Origin of the sequence: Parazoarcus communis SWub3 = DSM 12120 (assembly GCF_003226565.1) — a bacterium.
In the GTDB taxonomy this organism is placed as follows: Bacteria; Pseudomonadota; Gammaproteobacteria; order Burkholderiales; family Rhodocyclaceae; genus Parazoarcus; species Parazoarcus communis.
Map to the genome: position 1 here is coordinate 325,582 of NZ_QKOE01000001.1, position 15,492 is coordinate 341,073.

Annotated in this window: 14 protein-coding genes; 9 read left to right on the top strand and 5 right to left on the bottom strand. The window is 60.4% G+C overall.

Annotation, left to right across the window (positions count from 1 at the left end; all coding sequences use genetic code 11):
• Positions 1-27: 27 nt before the first annotated feature.
• From DNK49_RS01550 to DNK49_RS01565, 4 genes are read right to left on the bottom strand one after another with little or no spacing between them, the layout of a single operon-like run.
• Complete coding sequence (locus DNK49_RS01550; protein ID WP_243632203.1) at positions 28-759, bottom strand: tetratricopeptide repeat protein; 732 nt, start codon at positions 757-759, stop codon at positions 28-30.
• Between the two features lie 40 nt (positions 760-799).
• Positions 800-1,651: a hydrolase 1, exosortase A system-associated gene (locus DNK49_RS01555; RefSeq protein ID WP_110522548.1), complete on the bottom strand. Its 852-nt coding sequence runs from the start codon at positions 1,649-1,651 to the stop codon at positions 800-802.
• On the bottom strand, positions 1,639-2,466 hold the full coding sequence (locus DNK49_RS01560) for a hydrolase 2, exosortase A system-associated (protein ID WP_110522549.1): 828 nt from the start codon (positions 2,464-2,466) through the stop codon (positions 1,639-1,641). The genes DNK49_RS01555 and DNK49_RS01560 overlap by 13 nt, the downstream gene beginning before the upstream one ends.
• 5 nt (positions 2,467-2,471) lie before the next feature.
• On the bottom strand, positions 2,472-2,720 hold the full coding sequence (locus DNK49_RS01565) for an acyl carrier protein (RefSeq protein ID WP_207806858.1): 249 nt from the start codon (positions 2,718-2,720) through the stop codon (positions 2,472-2,474).
• A 208-nt stretch (positions 2,721-2,928) separates the two neighbouring features.
• Between DNK49_RS01565 and DNK49_RS01570 the strand changes: the two genes are divergently transcribed.
• From DNK49_RS01570 to DNK49_RS01610, 9 genes are all read left to right on the top strand, one after another.
• Entirely contained in the window at positions 2,929-3,564 is a 636-nt protein-coding gene (locus DNK49_RS01570; protein WP_133255070.1) for a GNAT family N-acetyltransferase, read from the top strand.
• Positions 3,565-3,689: 125 nt separating this feature from the next.
• Positions 3,690-4,748, top strand: a complete 1,059-nt coding sequence (locus DNK49_RS01575) for a hypothetical protein (protein ID WP_243632204.1) — start codon at positions 3,690-3,692, stop codon at positions 4,746-4,748.
• Between the two features lie 38 nt (positions 4,749-4,786).
• Positions 4,787-6,373: an acyl-CoA ligase (AMP-forming), exosortase A system-associated gene (locus DNK49_RS01580; RefSeq protein ID WP_110522552.1), complete on the top strand. Its 1,587-nt coding sequence runs from the start codon at positions 4,787-4,789 to the stop codon at positions 6,371-6,373.
• Positions 6,370-7,620 (top strand): pyridoxal-dependent decarboxylase, exosortase A system-associated, encoded by a 1,251-nt coding sequence (locus tag DNK49_RS01585; protein ID WP_424444903.1) that lies wholly within the window; start codon positions 6,370-6,372, stop codon positions 7,618-7,620. Before DNK49_RS01580 ends, DNK49_RS01585 begins: the two co-directional genes overlap by 4 nt.
• Positions 7,621-7,634: 14 nt before the next feature.
• A complete protein-coding gene (locus DNK49_RS01590; protein ID WP_110522554.1) occupies positions 7,635-9,101 on the top strand; it encodes a glycosyltransferase family 39 protein in 1,467 nt (488 codons plus the stop codon).
• Entirely contained in the window at positions 9,098-9,481 is a 384-nt protein-coding gene (locus DNK49_RS01595) for a GtrA family protein (protein ID WP_165843249.1), read from the top strand. Before DNK49_RS01590 ends, DNK49_RS01595 begins: the two co-directional genes overlap by 4 nt.
• Before the next feature lie 31 nt (positions 9,482-9,512).
• Positions 9,513-10,514: a glycosyltransferase family 2 protein gene (locus DNK49_RS01600; RefSeq protein ID WP_110522556.1), complete on the top strand. Its 1,002-nt coding sequence runs from the start codon at positions 9,513-9,515 to the stop codon at positions 10,512-10,514.
• A 106-nt stretch (positions 10,515-10,620) separates the two neighbouring features.
• A complete protein-coding gene (locus tag DNK49_RS01605) occupies positions 10,621-12,405 on the top strand; it encodes an asparagine synthetase B family protein (protein WP_110522557.1) in 1,785 nt (594 codons plus the stop codon).
• 24 nt (positions 12,406-12,429) lie between these two features.
• Complete coding sequence (locus DNK49_RS01610) at positions 12,430-13,893, top strand: lipopolysaccharide biosynthesis protein (protein ID WP_110522558.1); 1,464 nt, start codon at positions 12,430-12,432, stop codon at positions 13,891-13,893.
• Positions 13,894-14,278: 385 nt separating this feature from the next.
• On the opposite strand, the gene DNK49_RS01615 is transcribed toward DNK49_RS01610, so the two are convergent.
• The gene (locus DNK49_RS01615; RefSeq protein ID WP_110522559.1) at positions 14,279-15,361 is read right to left on the bottom strand and encodes an IS110 family RNA-guided transposase; all 1,083 of its coding nucleotides are present in this window, start codon (positions 15,359-15,361) and stop codon (positions 14,279-14,281) included.
• Positions 15,362-15,492 lie beyond the last annotated feature (131 nt).

The following is a 15,492-nucleotide window of genomic DNA, read 5'->3' on the forward strand; positions in this document are numbered from 1 at the left end:
AGCCGGCACACGGTCAGTGCCACCACATCAGTCCGCAGCAGGTGCCGCTTGTGGATCGGGCTGGACTGCGTCCTCCACAGACTCGGGCATGGTCACCTCAGGAGAGGCCGACTCGACAACCGGGACTGGATCGCGCCACTTTCCAGCGCGCCTCAGCTTGTCACGCAACCCCGGCAGTGGAAATCCCTGAGCATATGCGACATGCGCGCTCTCGAGCGCCTGATCGAACTTCTTGAGGTCGAAGTAGGCGAGCCCCAAGTTGTAATGGACATTGGCGTTGTTGGAGTCCAGCTCGCGGGCCTGCTCGAGTTTGGTGATGGCATCGGCTGGCTTGCCAGTCTGGATCAGATAAAGGCCATGAATGACCTTGACCATGGCATCGTCTGGACGAAAACGCTCCGCACGATCAAAACGGCATTCGATGGAGAACTGTACGCCTCCGGGACGGGCGTTTCGCTCCCGTACCGCAAACTTCATCATCGACATCAAGGCGCGGTGATGATTGGGATACACATTGAGGGTGTAATCCAGATCCCCCCCCGGCCCCATGGACGTGTTGCCCGCACGCAGTGACTCGACAGCGGGGGTGAAATGCACGTTCTCGACAATTGCCCGCTGCTGTGGCGTCGTCACGCGGTAGTCGTAGGGGCCGTAGTGGTTTCTGAACGGATCACCACAGGGCGAACCCGTCTGACCCTGCGCCTGCGACAGGCCGCTGAAGACCATCGAACACAGCAGTGTCGCCCAAATCGCAGCCACTTGCCTCCGCATCATCTCCACTCCCAAGGCTTCAGTTCGGTCATATTGACTTCGTCGCCAACGCCTGCAACCAATTCACTGTCTGTCGAGCAACTTCATCCCGCCACTTCGCGCTCGAGAACGTGTGATCGGCATCCGCCATATGACAGGCATTGCGCACCTGCGGCACATCAGCCCACGCGGGATCCGTCACAGCCTGCTCAAACTCGCGAGCGACATAATCGCGACCACTCAGCATCACCAGAAACGGACGTCCCGCCCGCTTCAGGGATTGCGCCATACGCGTAGGCAGGGGCGTGTTTGCGCCCTCATCGTCCTTCCTGGCAGTCACGACCATCTGATTGAGCCCGCCCAGCGACCGTCCAACGGAAACCCCGCCAGAAAGCAGCTTCTTCCAGAACGCCAGAGACAACAAGCGCTGGACGTAGTAGTACTTCAACATCGTCCGGGCTTGGCCGGCATCCGTCTTCACCCAGGGGTTCAGCAACACGAGTCCAGCCACCCGATCATCCTGATGCGCGTAGAAGCACGCGGCACTGGCTCCATCGCACAATCCCCACAGCACCACGCGACGCAGTGCCGGCTGGCGGACGAAGAATGCATCAACTGCAGCACGGATGTCGTCATCCACCTGTTCGAATGTCCTGGCCTCGCCTGTCGCGTCACCCATCCCCCGATAGTCGAAGCGCATGCAGGCAAACCCCGCTGCCGCAACCTGGCGGGACAGCAGCACGAACTGTCGGTGGCTTCCCGCGCGATACTGCGGCCCTCCGACGATCACCAGTACGCCGGTCTCGGCGGGCTGCTCTGGCACAGCAACGACTGCTGGCAATGCCTCGCCCTGACAATCAAAGAAAAAAGCCGACTCGGTATACCCCGCTAGCGCAGACATCCCAGCACCTCGTCCGTACAGGCCAGCAAATCTGGCGCCAGTTCGATTTCCTGAGTCTGCCAGAAGGCGGGCCCCTGGACCACGCGCAGTATCGGCGCAAGACCCGCATCAACCTGCTTCTGCCCCCAGACAGATACCCCGGGAGAAGGCCCAACCCCGGCTTCCGCACGAAGCTCGATCAATGCGACAGGCCCACGATATCCGATCGGCAAGGACACACTGGCAGCCTCAAGACCACGCGCCAGCCCGGGCGAAAGCAGATAGCCGGCAATCTCGACCCCCTGCCCCCCCGCCAGTGCCGCACGCACCTGGGACATGACCGCACTGGCATCGGCATCGGCCAGCATTTCATTGGCCGCCTTCAGACGCAGGAACTGAGTGAGGTGCTGGCGCCCGTTGAGCACCGGCTGCCACATCAAAAGGCCCGCGGTTAACGCCTCCGTACGCCGCAGCCAGTCGGCCAGCAACAGGCTGCCCGCCCGCAAGGACCAGAGCACAGGGGGCGCAGCCACGGCGTGTTGTTGCAACCACGAATGTGCCAACGTCAGATCATCAAGCCAATCGCCCCACTCGGCCTCACCGAAGTCTCCATGACTATCGCCGCATCCCATGAGATCGACCTGCAGCACGGCCCAGCCCTGGCTGGCCATGCGCTCTGCCGCCAACGCGACCATTCGCCTGGACTTGTTCATTTCCTCGGCAAACGGCGGAACATGAAGCACTGCACCACGAGGCGCCCCCACCGGCCGTCTGAGCAGGCAGAAGCGTGTCCCCTTGCTCGTATCCAGATAGAAGGCCTCGCGAAGGATGGTCAAGACAGTCAGCCCAGCTTGCCTTCGACAAAACCGACCAGCGTTCCGACCGTCGCAAAGGTCGAGCCATCGATTTCGTCATCCTCGACGATGAAGCCAAAGCGCTCCTCCAGCAGATTCAACAGTCCCACCACCGCCATCGAATCGAGCTCCGGCACCGCACCCAGCAGCGGCGTATCGAGCTCGAAACCCGTTGCACGCCCTCCCAGGCTCAACACCTCATCAACCACTGCCAGTACTTCTTTCTTGATATCCAATTCATGACTCCGTCTTGAGTTCGCGGCGTGACAGATTCTACTGTCACCCAACATCGCGCTCGCTATTATAGAGTCACCTTGCACAGCAACATGCTGTGATCAACATTGAGAATCCAAGTCCATGCCCCAAGTGTTACACCGACTCATCGTCCCACGAACGATCAATGAGAACATCCAGCAGCTTGGTTGGATCGACGGTGTGTTGTTCATGCTTGCCCGCCTGCTGAACATCATTTCGCGGGGGCACATCCGGCTTGTCCGCTACTATCTGGTCGCTCAGCCCATCCGCCCCGAGTCACCCGGCACGCCCCCCAGGGCCGCAAGTGCTGAGAGCACCATCCAGTTCTGTGACCGCGACGCCCCTGAGGTACAGCAGTTTCCAAGACCGGCACACGTCATCGCACAACGCTTTGCCAAAGGACACCGCTGCCTCCGCTCAACGCACAGATCGCGGTTCTCGGGCTACATCTGGCTCGCTCGCGACTACTACGACGAAGATGAAGTCCGGTGCCGCTATCGACTTGCCGACCCCGCATCCAGCGTCTGGGACTACGATGTTTACGTCGCGCCGGAATTCCGTACTGGCAGAACGTTTGCCCGGCTGTGGCAACATGCCAGCCAGACACTTGCCCAAGAGGGCGTCCAATGGAGCTTCTCGCGTATTTCCGCATTCAACGCCGAGTCGCTGAGGGCGCACGCCCGTCTGGGCGCGACACCCGTCTCCAGCGTGACATTCATGCAAATCGGTCTGGTTCAGCTTACTATCACAAGCCGTTTCCCTTATATTCACATCGGCTTTACCGCCAGCGCCCTTCCTGAACTGACACTGCTGCCCCCAAGGTGACTTCCGTCCTCTCCACACTGCACGCGGCGCAATCCTCCAGCCCCCCTGCCGTTGTTGTAGGCCTGTGTGCCCATGGCTTGGCCCTTGTCCGTGACCTGTCAGGGGCAGGTATCCCCGTCATCGCATTGGAATCCGACGGAACGCTACCCGGCACAAGCACACGGCACGGCCAGATCAGCTTCGCCCAGGACATCAACAAGACCGGCTTGATCCCGGCGCTCGACGATATCGCCAGCCGCCTTCCTCCCGGCACCCGCCCCGTACTGATGCTGACCAATGACCGGATGGTCGAGGTGGCTGGGCGCGAGGCCGTACATCTTTCTCGCAGTTTCCGGCTCTCGTGGGCGGATTCTGCGCCCCGCATCCTGCCCTTGCTCGAGAAAGGCAACATTGAGAGCCGGTGCATGGCAGTTGGCTTGAACTATCCCCGCTCTCGCCTGCTCACGCACGCTGACGCGCTTGAGCAAACCGCACAACCGCTCTCGTTCCCGGTCATCGCCAAACCGACCAAACCCCTGTCGGCATTCAAGACACTGGTGGCACACTCAATGACGGACCTGCTGACAGCCCGCCGGCGTCTGGCCGGCAGCATGCCGGTCGTCATACAGGAGTTCATAGCGGGCAGCGACGAACAGATCCATTTTGGCGCACTGTATCTACGCAATGGTCAGGTTGTGGCCCGCTTCGAAGGACGCAAGCTGCTCTCCCGCCCGATGGGACACACCACCATTGCTGTCTCTGAGCCAAATGATCAAGTGCACGACCTTGCGGTGCGTTTTTTTGACGGACTGATGCTTTCCGGCCCTGTCTCGCTGGAACTGAAGCGCGGCCCCGATGGGCGCTTCTGGGTCATCGAGCCGACCGTTGGCCGAACCGACTTCTGGTCCGGTCTGTGCAGCGCGAACGGTGTGCCGCTACCGGTCATCGAATATTACGCAACACTGAACCGAACCTGCCCCACTTTCATGCAGCGTCGGGGCAGCGTCTGGATCAACGGCGAACGCCAACCTGCAGCCCTGCTCTGGCTTGCGTGGCACCACCCCGAACATCTACTGCACGGCATTCGCGGCGTCTATTTCAACCTCTCCGACCCCCTGCCCTTTTTCCGAGCCAGCTGGCACGCAATCCGCGCCCTGCCCATGCGCCTGATTCGCAAGATCGGCAGGCAACTGTCCAGCACCTGACACCTGAACGCCACCACTTCGCAGCGAAACTGCCAACCATGAACGCCACTCACCTTCTCCACGAACTGATCGCCCAACGTGCCGGGACGACGCCCTCCGCCCCTGCACTGACTTTCGGGGGGGAAACGCTGGACTACGCGACACTGGATCTGCGCTGCAGCCAGCTTGCCTCGGGCCTGCGGCAGCTTGGCCTGGCCCGCACCGAACGTGTCGCCATCTATCTGGACAAACGCCTCGAAACCGTCATTTCGAGCTTTGGCACAACGCGGGCGGGTGGTGTCTTCGTCCCGGTCAACCCGATTCTGAAAGCGGAGCAGGTCGGTTACGTGCTGCAAGACTGCAACGTTCGCGTACTCATTACCAGCCCCGAACGCTTTGCATCCATCAAGGACACGCTCTCCCAGTGCCACGATCTGCGCCACATCATCCTGACCGGCACGGCAGCTGAGCTGCCGGCGCTCGGCGGTATGTCGGTACATCGGTGGTGCGATGTCCTCGAAGCTCCCGCCATGTCCGGCCATCGCACCATCGACACCGACATGGCCGCCATCCTCTACACCTCCGGCAGCACCGGCCGTCCGAAGGGCGTCGTGCTGTCACACCGCAACATGGTGATCGGCGCCAAGAGCGTTGCCCAGTATCTGGAAAACACGTCTGACGACACCTTGCTGGCCGCGCTACCGCTGTCCTTCGATGCCGGTTTCTCCCAGCTCACCACAGCCTTCCACGCGGGTGCGCGGGTGGTGCTCCTCAACTACCTGATGCCTCGCGATGTACTCAAGGCGCTGGAAAAAGAACAGGTCACTGGCCTTACCGCTGTTCCGCCGCTATGGATCCAGCTGTCGCAGCTTCAGTGGCCCGCCAGCATCACCGACCACCTGCGCTACATTGCAAACACTGGCGGACGCATGCCACTGGAAACCCTGACCAAGCTGCGCGCAACACTGCCAAGAACCAAACCCTATCTGATGTACGGCCTGACGGAGGCCTTTCGCGCCACCTACCTGCCCCCGGAAGAAGTCGACCGCCGTCCGGACTCGATCGGCAAGGCCATTCCCAATGCCGAAGTCCTGGTATTGCGCGAAGATGGAACCGAATGCGCGGCCAACGAGCCCGGCGAACTGGTCCAGCGTGGCGCGCTGGTAGGGATGGGCTACTGGAACGATCCGGAAAAAACCGCAGAACGCTACAAACCCCTGCCGGCCGGAGTGGGTGGCCGCGAAGCGGGGCTGGTCATTCCGGAGCTTGCCGTGTACTCAGGCGATACGGTGCGCCGCGACGAGGAGGGCTTCCTTTACTTTATTGGTCGCCGGGACGAAATGATGAAGACCTCGGGCTATCGGGTCAGCCCGACCGAAGTCGAAGAAATCCTTTATGCCACGAAAATGGTCGGTGAATGCGCCGCCTTTGGCATCCCGCACGACACACTGGGTCAAGCCATCGCCGTCATCGTCGCCGCACCTGCCGGCAACAGCGTCGACACCGCTGCCCTCTTGACCGAATGTCGCAATCGAATGCCCGCCTATATGGTGCCCCACCGCATCGAAGTGCGCGAAGGCCCCTTACCTCGCAACCCGAACGGCAAGATCGATCGCAAAGCCCTTGCCACCGAGATCCAGCAATGAGTACCCCTACGCCAATCAAGACCCCCCCTGCACACGTTAAGATGACACAGTTCCCCGTCAAAGACGGTGAGCTGCTGATTGGAGGCATCTCACTCAGCCAGTTGGCCGCACGTGTGGGACGCACGCCGTTCTACGCTTACGATCGGCAACTGCTGAACCAACGGATTGATGCGCTGCGAGCAGCGCTCCCACCGCAGGTAAAGCTTCATTACGCCATGAAGGCCAACCCGATGCCGGCGCTGGTCTGCCACATGGCCAGCCGGGTCGATGGCATTGACGTGGCATCGGCGGGCGAACTCAAAGTAGCGCTGGATGCGGGAGCCAACCCCCGGGAAATCAGCTTTGCCGGCCCGGGCAAGACCGATGCCGAGCTGCGCCAGGCCGTTGCCGCCGGCATCCTGATCAATGTCGAATCCTTCCGTGAAGTGCCGGTGCTGGCAACCGTGTCACAGGCGCTGGGTCTGCCTGCGCGCGTCGCGGTCCGGGTCAATCCGGATTTCGAACTCAAGTCTTCAGGCATGAAGATGGGGGGGGGCCCCAAGCAGTTTGGGGTCGACGCCGAGCACGTTCCGGAACTACTCGGTCAGATTGGCGCAGCCGGCCTCGCATTCGAGGGTTTTCATCTGTTTGCGGGCTCGCAAAACCTGAAAGCGGAATCCATTGTCGAGGCCCAGCAGAAAAGCTTCGCCCTCGCACTGAAGCTGGCCGAGTTTGCCCCGGCGCCTGTCCGCTTCCTGAATCTTGGCGGCGGTTTCGGCATCCCCTACTTCCCGGGCGAACAATGCCTTGATCTCGGTCCGATCGGCAGCAACCTTGCGGACATTGTCGGTCAGGCAGCCACCAAGCTGCCCGAGGCAGAAATCGTCATCGAACTTGGCAGATACTTTGTCGGCGAAGCAGGTGTCTACGTCTGCCGTATCCTGGATCGCAAGGTCTCTCGCGAGCATACCTACCTGGTGGCAGACGGCGGGCTGCATCATCATCTGTCAGCCTCGGGCAACTTCGGACAAGTCATTCGCAAGAACTATCCCGTTGCGATCGGCAACCGTATGGACGCGACCGAAACAGAGAGCGCGTCGCTGGTTGGTCCGCTATGCACACCTTTGGATCTGCTGGCGGACAGGATGACCTTACCCAAGGCAGGTCCCGGTGACCTGGCAGTTGTTTTCCAGTCCGGAGCCTATGGCGCCAGCGCAAGCCCACAGGGCTTTCTCGGGCACCCGGCGGTCACTGAAGTCCTGATCTGACCCGGTAACCGCCCATGAGCCCCTTCCCCACAAACACAGCTACCGCAGACGTCAGGGTCCGCGGTCTTCCTTTGCTGGGGGGCCGTTGGCTGGGTTATCTGACCATTGTGCTGGCCGTGGTGGCCTTGTTCGCGACCCCCCTGCAGATGCTGCGCATCGCCACAGCGCTGCCTGAGCCTGCGCAACTCCTCGTCGCAACATCATGGGCGATACTGAGCACTGCACTTGCCTGGCGTTTCCGAGATGGCATCCACGACGCGCTCATCAGACTTGCCAGCCTGACATCCAGCATCGGCCTAGCCGGCTGGATCTGTATCGGGCTGGGGCTACGCCTCGCCTGGATCGCGTTATTCCCTTCCACCCCGGGGTCGGATGGTGGTACCTACCTGATGCTGGCCGACCAACTCCTGTCCTCCGGCACTTACGAGACAGACGGCACATACGCCTACTGGCCTATCGGCTACCCGCTCTTTCTCAGCGCCTGGCTCTGGGCGCTACCCTCAGCCAAGTGGGCCTACCTGTGTGCCAACCTCGCTCAATTCGTCGTCGCGGCCTGCGGCATCCATCGCCTTGCCAATCTACTCGGCGGAGCGCGCGCGGGGAGGGTAGCCACAGCGCTCTTCGCAGTCTGGCCCAATATGGTCTTCAACACGGCCACCCCGGAAAAGGAAATGCTCGTGTTGGCCATTTTGCCGTGGGCACTATTGCTACTTCTGCAAGTACTCCAGGGGCAGTCGCTGTGGCGAGCGCTTGCCAGCGGGGCACTACTTGGCGCAGCGACCCTGATTCAGCCGTCCCTGCAATTCCTGCCCTTTGTCGGTGCCATCCTGTTGCTGATCGCCATCCCAGAAATCAAGCACAGCCTGGCACCAGCGGCATTCATCATTCTGGGGGCCGCCTTGATTGTGACCCCCTGGACCCTGCGCAATCACTCGGTGTTTGACAGTTTCGTCCTGGTTTCGACCAACGGTGGCGACAATCTTTATCGGGCAAATAATCCGCTTGCCACCGGGGGATATGTCGCGCGTGGAGAAGTGGACCTTTCCTCCTTGGGTGAATTGGAGCGGGACACGAAGGGCCGCCAGCTGGCACTCTCCTGGATCCGTACCCATCCTGAAGCATTCGGCATGCTCGCTGTGGAAAAGCTGATCCGGTTCATGGGAGATGATGCAGTCGGGGTATACAACACGCTGAAGGTTGGCAGAGCCTCGGATAACGGAATACTTTACGCAGCCGCCAAAGCCTGGGCAAACGCGTTCTGGATGCTGATCTGGTTCTGCCTGGCCGCCAGTTGCTTCGCCGTGAAGCATCGGCAGCTGCATTCCCCCCTGGCGCGTGCTCCGCTCTGGCCATGGCTGTACCTTCTGTCCCTGCACACCCTCTTCGAAAGTGCAGGCAAGTATCACGTACCGATGATCTGGGTCCTCTGTGTCTTGCTGGCAGTTCATGTCAGCCACGAGCGTCAAAGAGAGGCTCCATGAGGCTGCTGAGCCAGTTCAGCCGTTTTCTTGCCGTTGGCGGGCTGGCCACACTGATTCACTATGGCGTACTTGTCGTATTGGTCCAGCTGTTCGGAGTCGACCCCGTCATGGCCAGCGCAGTCGGCTTCATTGTCAGCGCGCTAGCAAACTACGGGCTGAACTACCGCTTTACGTTTCGCGCCAGCGGACATCACCGCCATGCGATGACCCGGTTTGCAGCCGTCGCCGTCAGTGGCCTGATCCTGAACACCGCATTGATGTGGCTATTGAGCGGACTGATGTCGCTGCACTACATCATCAGCCAGATACTCGCTACCGGTCTTGTACTGATCTGGAACTTCACGCTGCATCGGCACTGGACCTTCGCAAGCCCGCGTTAGCTACGCCCTTTCCACTCTCGAGAGCGCCCACATGAAGCTATCTGTTGTCATACCGTGCTACAACGAAGAAGAGGTGCTGCCAGAGACCGCACATAGGCTGACGGCGCTGTTCCAGCGACTTGTCGATCAGCAACAGATCAGTGTGGATAGCGAGATCGTCCTGGTCGACGACGGCAGCCGCGACAAGACGTGGCACATCATCTGTACCCTTGCCGATGAATCACCCTGGATTCGGGGCCTCAAGCTCTCTCGGAACAAAGGGCATCAGACTGCCTTGCTTGCAGGATTGTTCGATGCGCGCGGTGACGCAGTCATCAGTATCGATGCCGACCTGCAGGATGACATTCATGCGATGGAGCAGATGATCTCCGCCTTCCGCAACGGAAGCGACGTCGTCTATGGCGTCCGCAAACGCCGTGATACGGACAGCTGGTTCAAGCGCAACACGGCAGAGGGCTACTATCGGGTTCTTGCCGCGCTGGGGGTGGAAGTCGTATTCAATCATGCTGACTATCGATTGCTCAGCCGTCGCGTGCTTGAGGCCCTGAAGCAATATCGTGAAAGTAACCTGTTCCTGCGCGGCATCGTCCCCCAACTCGGCTATCCCTCCTCCATCGTCTACTATGATCGCTCAGAGCGCTTCGCCGGCGAGTCCAAGTACCCGCTACGCAAGATGCTTGCGTTTGCCTGGCAGGGCATCACCTCCTTCTCTCCCGCACCACTCCGGGCAATCACGGGCATCGGCCTGCTGATCTCCATCGGCAGCTTTGGCGTCGCCTTGTGGGCACTATGGATGCGGCTTTTCTCCGAAAGTACGGTGCCCGGCTGGGCGTCCACCGTCATCCCGATGTACTTCCTGGGAGGCATTCAACTACTCAGCCTGGGCATCATTGGCGAGTACCTCGCCAAGATATACACCGAATCAAAGCAACGCCCGCCCTTCTTCATCGAAGCAGCGACAACCCGGACGGCACGTACCCCCGAAACGGGACACCACGCTCAGCCGCTTGGTACCGACAATACCGCCGACTAAGCCGTCGGCTCATCCATTCAGCGTGAAGAAATGCCGGCCAGTTTCATGAAAACTTGATAGCCTTCGGCATCCATCACTTGTAAAGCAACACGTACCCGGAGCACGCATGTCCCCTGCTTACATCGGCGAGATCGCGCTGACGTCCCAGCCGCCCTCTTCAACCGACCCGGCACTCTCTCTGGTCCGTTTCCCCGGCGGACAATTTGGCAGCCAGGCAGGCGTCGATGTCCATACGGACCGGAACCTCATCTGCATTGCGCGCGGGCAAGCCCGTTTCGACGGCGCAACAACCGCCAGCCCCACCCAGGCCACCAACTGGCTGACCCGGTTCCGCGACCACGGAGCACAAGCCTTGCGTACCGTCACAGGCCGCTTCTCGGTGGTGGTCATCGACACCCAGATGCGCTCGGTCTGGATGGCAAGTGACCGCTTCGCCACCTGGCCCATCTGCTATCGGGCCACCCCCCTTCACTTCGGCTTCGCCGACCGTGCTGACGCAGTCCCCGGTAGCAGTGGAAAACTGTCCGCCCAGTCAATCTACGACTACCTGTTCTTCCACGCCATACCCGCGCCAGAGACGATTTTCGACGACATCCACCGCTTGCCGGCAGCCCACCAACTACGCTGGGCCGATGGCAAGCTGAGCATCGAGCCCTGGTGGTCGCCGGTATTCGACGAGAAGGCAGCACCCGATTTCGAAGACGCCAAGCACCAATTCCTGCAGATCATCGAATCCGGCGTCCGGCGCGATACGATGGATGGCAATACAGGCGCGTTTCTGTCCGGTGGCACGGATAGCTCCACCGTATCCGGCATGCTCTGTCGCGTCCAGGGGCAAGCGGCCCGGACCTACTCGATCGGTTTCGATGCCCATGGCTATGACGAAATGGAGTATGCCCGACTGGCCGCAAGACATTTCGGTACCGACCATCACGAGTACTACGTCACCCCTGACGATCTGCTGGACGGCATTCCCCGGGTCGCAACGCACTACGACCAACCTTTTGGCAACTCGTCAGCCGTCCCGGCATGGATCTGCGCACGCAAGGCAAGAGAGGACGGCATCACCAAGTTGCTGGCCGGGGACGGTGGTGACGAACTGTTTGGTGGCAATGTCCGCTACAGCAAACAACGCGTTTTCGAGCACTACGGCAAGCTGCCTGGCTCACTGCGCCGATTTGCACTGGAGCCGCTGCTTTCGCTCCCTGGCATGAACCACATCCCGGGCATCAAGAAGGGCGTGAGTTATGTTGAGCAGGCAAAGGTACCGCTCCCTGACCGCCTGCAGATGTACAACCTGCTGCTGAGGCTGGGCGCCGCGGATGTGCTTGAACCCGAGTTTCTTGCAAGCATTGACCAAGACGAGCCTTTTGCCGCGCAGAGACGCGTCTGGCAAACGGTGGAAGGTGGTGGCCTGATCAATCACATGCTGGCCCTGGACTGGAAGTACACCCTGGCCGACAACGACCTTCCAAAGGTGATCGGCACCACTCAGCTCGCCGGCGTCGCGGTGGACTTTCCACTGCTTTCAGACGAGCTGCTGCAGTTCTCGCTATCGATCCCGCCAGAATGGAAAGTGAAGGGGGTGACCCTGCGCTGGTTCTTCAAGGAAGCCCTGCGTGGATTCCTGCCGGACGAGATCATCACCAAGAAAAAGCATGGCTTCGGCTTACCCTTCGGGGTCTGGGCCTGCCAGCACGAGGGCTTACGGGACATGGCCCGAACCGCATTGGGCAGTTTCCGCCAACGTGGCATCGTGCGCGCCGGATTCATCGACACGCTGATCAACACCCACCTTCCTGCACATCCTGGGTATTACGGTGAAATGGTGTGGATCCTGATGATGATGGAGTTCTGGATGCAATCTCACGCTGCAAGCAGCACTCGATGATTCCGCGACAGGACTCACGCTGAAATGGCCTCCGTACGCCGCGCACTGGTGCTGTCAATGGCCGAGCGCTATCTGCTCATTGCACTCGGACTAGCAAGCAACATTCTGCTCGCCCGCCTGCTGACACCAGAAGAAATCGGCCTGTACTCGGTCTCCATCGCCCTGATCGGAATCGCTCAGGTACTTAGAGAGTTCGGTATCGGTAATTTTCTGATTCAGGTCAAAACACTGACCGATGACCACATCCGGACAGCATTCGGCTTCTCTCTCGCCATCGGGATCACCCTGTTTCTGGCCATCTTCCTTGTCGCTCCTTTCGCAGGCACCTTCTACAACGATGAACGGGTCGTCGAGACTATCAGGATCAGTGCCCTGAATTTCCTTGTACTCCCTTTCTGCTCAATCTCCTTGTCGCTGCTGCGACGGGACATGAAATTCAAGAAGCTGGTCGCGGTAACGCTGATCGCCACCACACTGGGTACCGCCTCGACTATCTCCCTTGCCTACATGGGGTATGGGGCCAACAGCATGGCGATAGGCGCGCTCGTCACAAATATCGCAACGGGTGTCGGTACCTGGTTTGTCCGCGGAGATTTTCGTCTCATGCTACCCAGCTTCATTGCATGGAAAGAGTTGTTAAGCTTTGGGGCACGAACATCCGCCGCCAATGTGATCACCACGATCTCAATGGACATCAACGATCTAGCCATAGGTCGAATCCTAGGCTTTGCCCCCGTTGCCATGATCAGCCGCGCCCAAGGACTGATGAACCTGTTCCATCGGGATCTGATGACCGCTGTACGCAACGTGCTCTACCCTGCTTTTTCACGCGCCCACCGAGAAGGCGCTGACCTTGAAGCACAGCATGTATTCACGGTTGCCTCAATCACCGTCCTAGCTTGGCCATTCTATGCATTTGCCGCCCTACATTCGCTGGAGTTACTGCGTTTGCTATTCGGCCCGCAGTGGGACGCTGCCGCAACGCTCGTACCCTGGTTTTGTCTAGCAGGTGCAGTTGCATCGACGTATAACATGGTTATTCCGCTTCTGACCGCTCGCGGACGCATCGACCTGGCAACCCGTATTGATCTGGTTACTCAACCTATCCGCGCAGTCTTGCTTGTATCCGCAGTGCTCATTTTCGAGAACATGCTGGCCTTTGCAATTACGTTCGCCTTGATTTTCATCGCCTCTGGTCCGTACATTTACCTGATAAAGGGGAAATGCCAACCAACCGATTTTCGGGCACTCTTGATTGTGCTACGCAGCAGCCTGATCGTAACCTTGGCATGCATGGCACTACCTACAGCCATACTGTTCCTCACCCCCACAAAAGCACTGATCGGAGACTTTCCGACACTATTTCTGTCGGCGTTGATCTGCGCCACATCCTGGCTATTTGCCACAATCTGGACGAACCACCCCATCGCCAAGGACCCGCTGTTCATCAAACTGCTGAGCACCCTTAAACTAAGAGCCATACGCTAACCCTCCCCAAGGGACTTCCCGTCAACCTCTTCCTTGCAGACCGGCCGCAGGCCGAGCCGACCGTTGATCATGCGCTCATCTTCATCTCCTGCTGATCATGCCCAGGCGTGACCGGTTCTCGACTGACGACATCGCGATGGACAAGGACAGAACAGACTGCCTTTCCCCAATCGGCCTTGTTCGACGCATGCGCGCCGGGGCCCTGCGATTAACCGCACCGGCTGGCCTCAATCACTCGTCGGCTCGACCGGGGCGCGGGGATCAGCCGCGGCACCCTGTTTGGTCGGCCATCAGGTTAGCCAGGCTCTCAGCCGGTCGGTCTGACCTGTTTTGCCTATCGCTGCTGCGCAGTCATGCTGTCATTACTAAACGTGCCGCATCACACTCACACGGACGGTTTCGGCGCGGCCACTTCGCCCCACTGGCGCCAGGCCTCGGGGTTGTAGTCTTCGCCCTTGGCCAATACCGCCCACAACTGGCGGGCGTGTTTGTTGGCGATCGCCACCAGGGTTTTGTGGTAACCCACCCGGCCGTTCAGGCTCACGATCCACTGCTGAAGACGGGTGAGCGCGTCGGGCGCACTGCGGGCCTTGCGCAAGGTGGCCGCGAGCACGCTCCTCGCGCCCTGCACCAGCAAGGTTCGCAGATAGTCGTCACCGCGTCGGGTGATGCGTCCGAGTTTGGGTTTGCCGCCGCTGGAGTACTGGCTCGGGGTGAGTCCGAGCCAAGCGGCGAATTGGCGCCCGTTGTGAAACAGCTGTGCATTGCCCACGCTGGCAGTGACCGCGTCGGCGGTGAGCACCCCGACGCCGGGCAGATCGCGCACACGTCGGGCGGCAGGATCTTCGGCCTGCTGGACGGCAATCTGCCGATCACATTCGGCGACGCGAAGATCGAGTGCGTCGAGTTGATCGCGCACGTTCTGGATCAGGAGACGAATCGGGGCCGGCTGTGCGGTGTCGAACTCATGCTCGGCGAGCCAGCGTCGCAGGCGGGCCGCTCCGGCCTCGACCACCATGCCGAACTCGGCGAGCACGCCGCGGATACGGTTCAGGAGCGCGGTGCGCTCCCCGATCCAGCCGAGGCGCAGGCTGTGCCAGGCGAGCCGCTGTTGCTGGGCTTCGGTCTTGATCGGAATAAAGCGCATACCCGGCGCGCGCAGCGCAGCCACGGTCGCCGCTGCATCGGCGCGGTCATTCTTGACCGCCTGGCGCTTGCGATAGGCACGCACGAACTCGGCTGCCATCAAGCGCGGTTCGAGCCCCAGCGCCTGCATCGTTCGTCCCCAGCAATGCGCCCCACCACAGGCTTCCATGCCCACCACCGTGCCCTGGGTCAACGTCGACAGCCACGCCAGGAAACCCGCGCGATTGAACTCGCGCGTCTCGATCACACGACCCACCGCGTCGGCCACGCAGGCCACGAACACGTTCTTTGCCAGATCCACCCCAACCGTCGTAGCATTCATTTGGACTTCCCCTTTCCCTTCTCCAGATTGAACTTCAGCAATTCAATCTTGGCACTTCGATGCCGGGCCGAACAGGCCACAGGCGGAAGTGGGAAGTCCCTTTGTAGTCACCAAGGAAATCTTGGCCCATT

Excerpts from the sequence above, each read along its gene's own strand:
- DNK49_RS01555 (WP_110522548.1), bottom strand. The coding sequence starts at position 1,651 with ATGTCTGCGCTAGCGGGGTATACCGAGTCGGCTTTTTTCTTTGATTGT.
- DNK49_RS01570 (WP_133255070.1), top strand. The coding sequence starts at position 2,929 with ATGCTTGCCCGCCTGCTGAACATCATTTCGCGGGGGCACATCCGGCTT.
- DNK49_RS01580 (WP_110522552.1), top strand. The coding sequence starts at position 4,787 with ATGAACGCCACTCACCTTCTCCACGAACTGATCGCCCAACGTGCCGGG.
- DNK49_RS01585 (WP_424444903.1), top strand. The coding sequence starts at position 6,370 with ATGAGTACCCCTACGCCAATCAAGACCCCCCCTGCACACGTTAAGATG.
- DNK49_RS01590 (WP_110522554.1), top strand. The coding sequence starts at position 7,635 with ATGAGCCCCTTCCCCACAAACACAGCTACCGCAGACGTCAGGGTCCGC.
- DNK49_RS01595 (WP_165843249.1), top strand. The coding sequence starts at position 9,098 with ATGAGGCTGCTGAGCCAGTTCAGCCGTTTTCTTGCCGTTGGCGGGCTG.
- DNK49_RS01600 (WP_110522556.1), top strand. The coding sequence starts at position 9,513 with ATGAAGCTATCTGTTGTCATACCGTGCTACAACGAAGAAGAGGTGCTG.
- DNK49_RS01605 (WP_110522557.1), top strand. The coding sequence starts at position 10,621 with ATGTCCCCTGCTTACATCGGCGAGATCGCGCTGACGTCCCAGCCGCCC.
- DNK49_RS01610 (WP_110522558.1), top strand. The coding sequence starts at position 12,430 with ATGGCCTCCGTACGCCGCGCACTGGTGCTGTCAATGGCCGAGCGCTAT.
- DNK49_RS01615 (WP_110522559.1), bottom strand. The coding sequence starts at position 15,361 with ATGAATGCTACGACGGTTGGGGTGGATCTGGCAAAGAACGTGTTCGTG.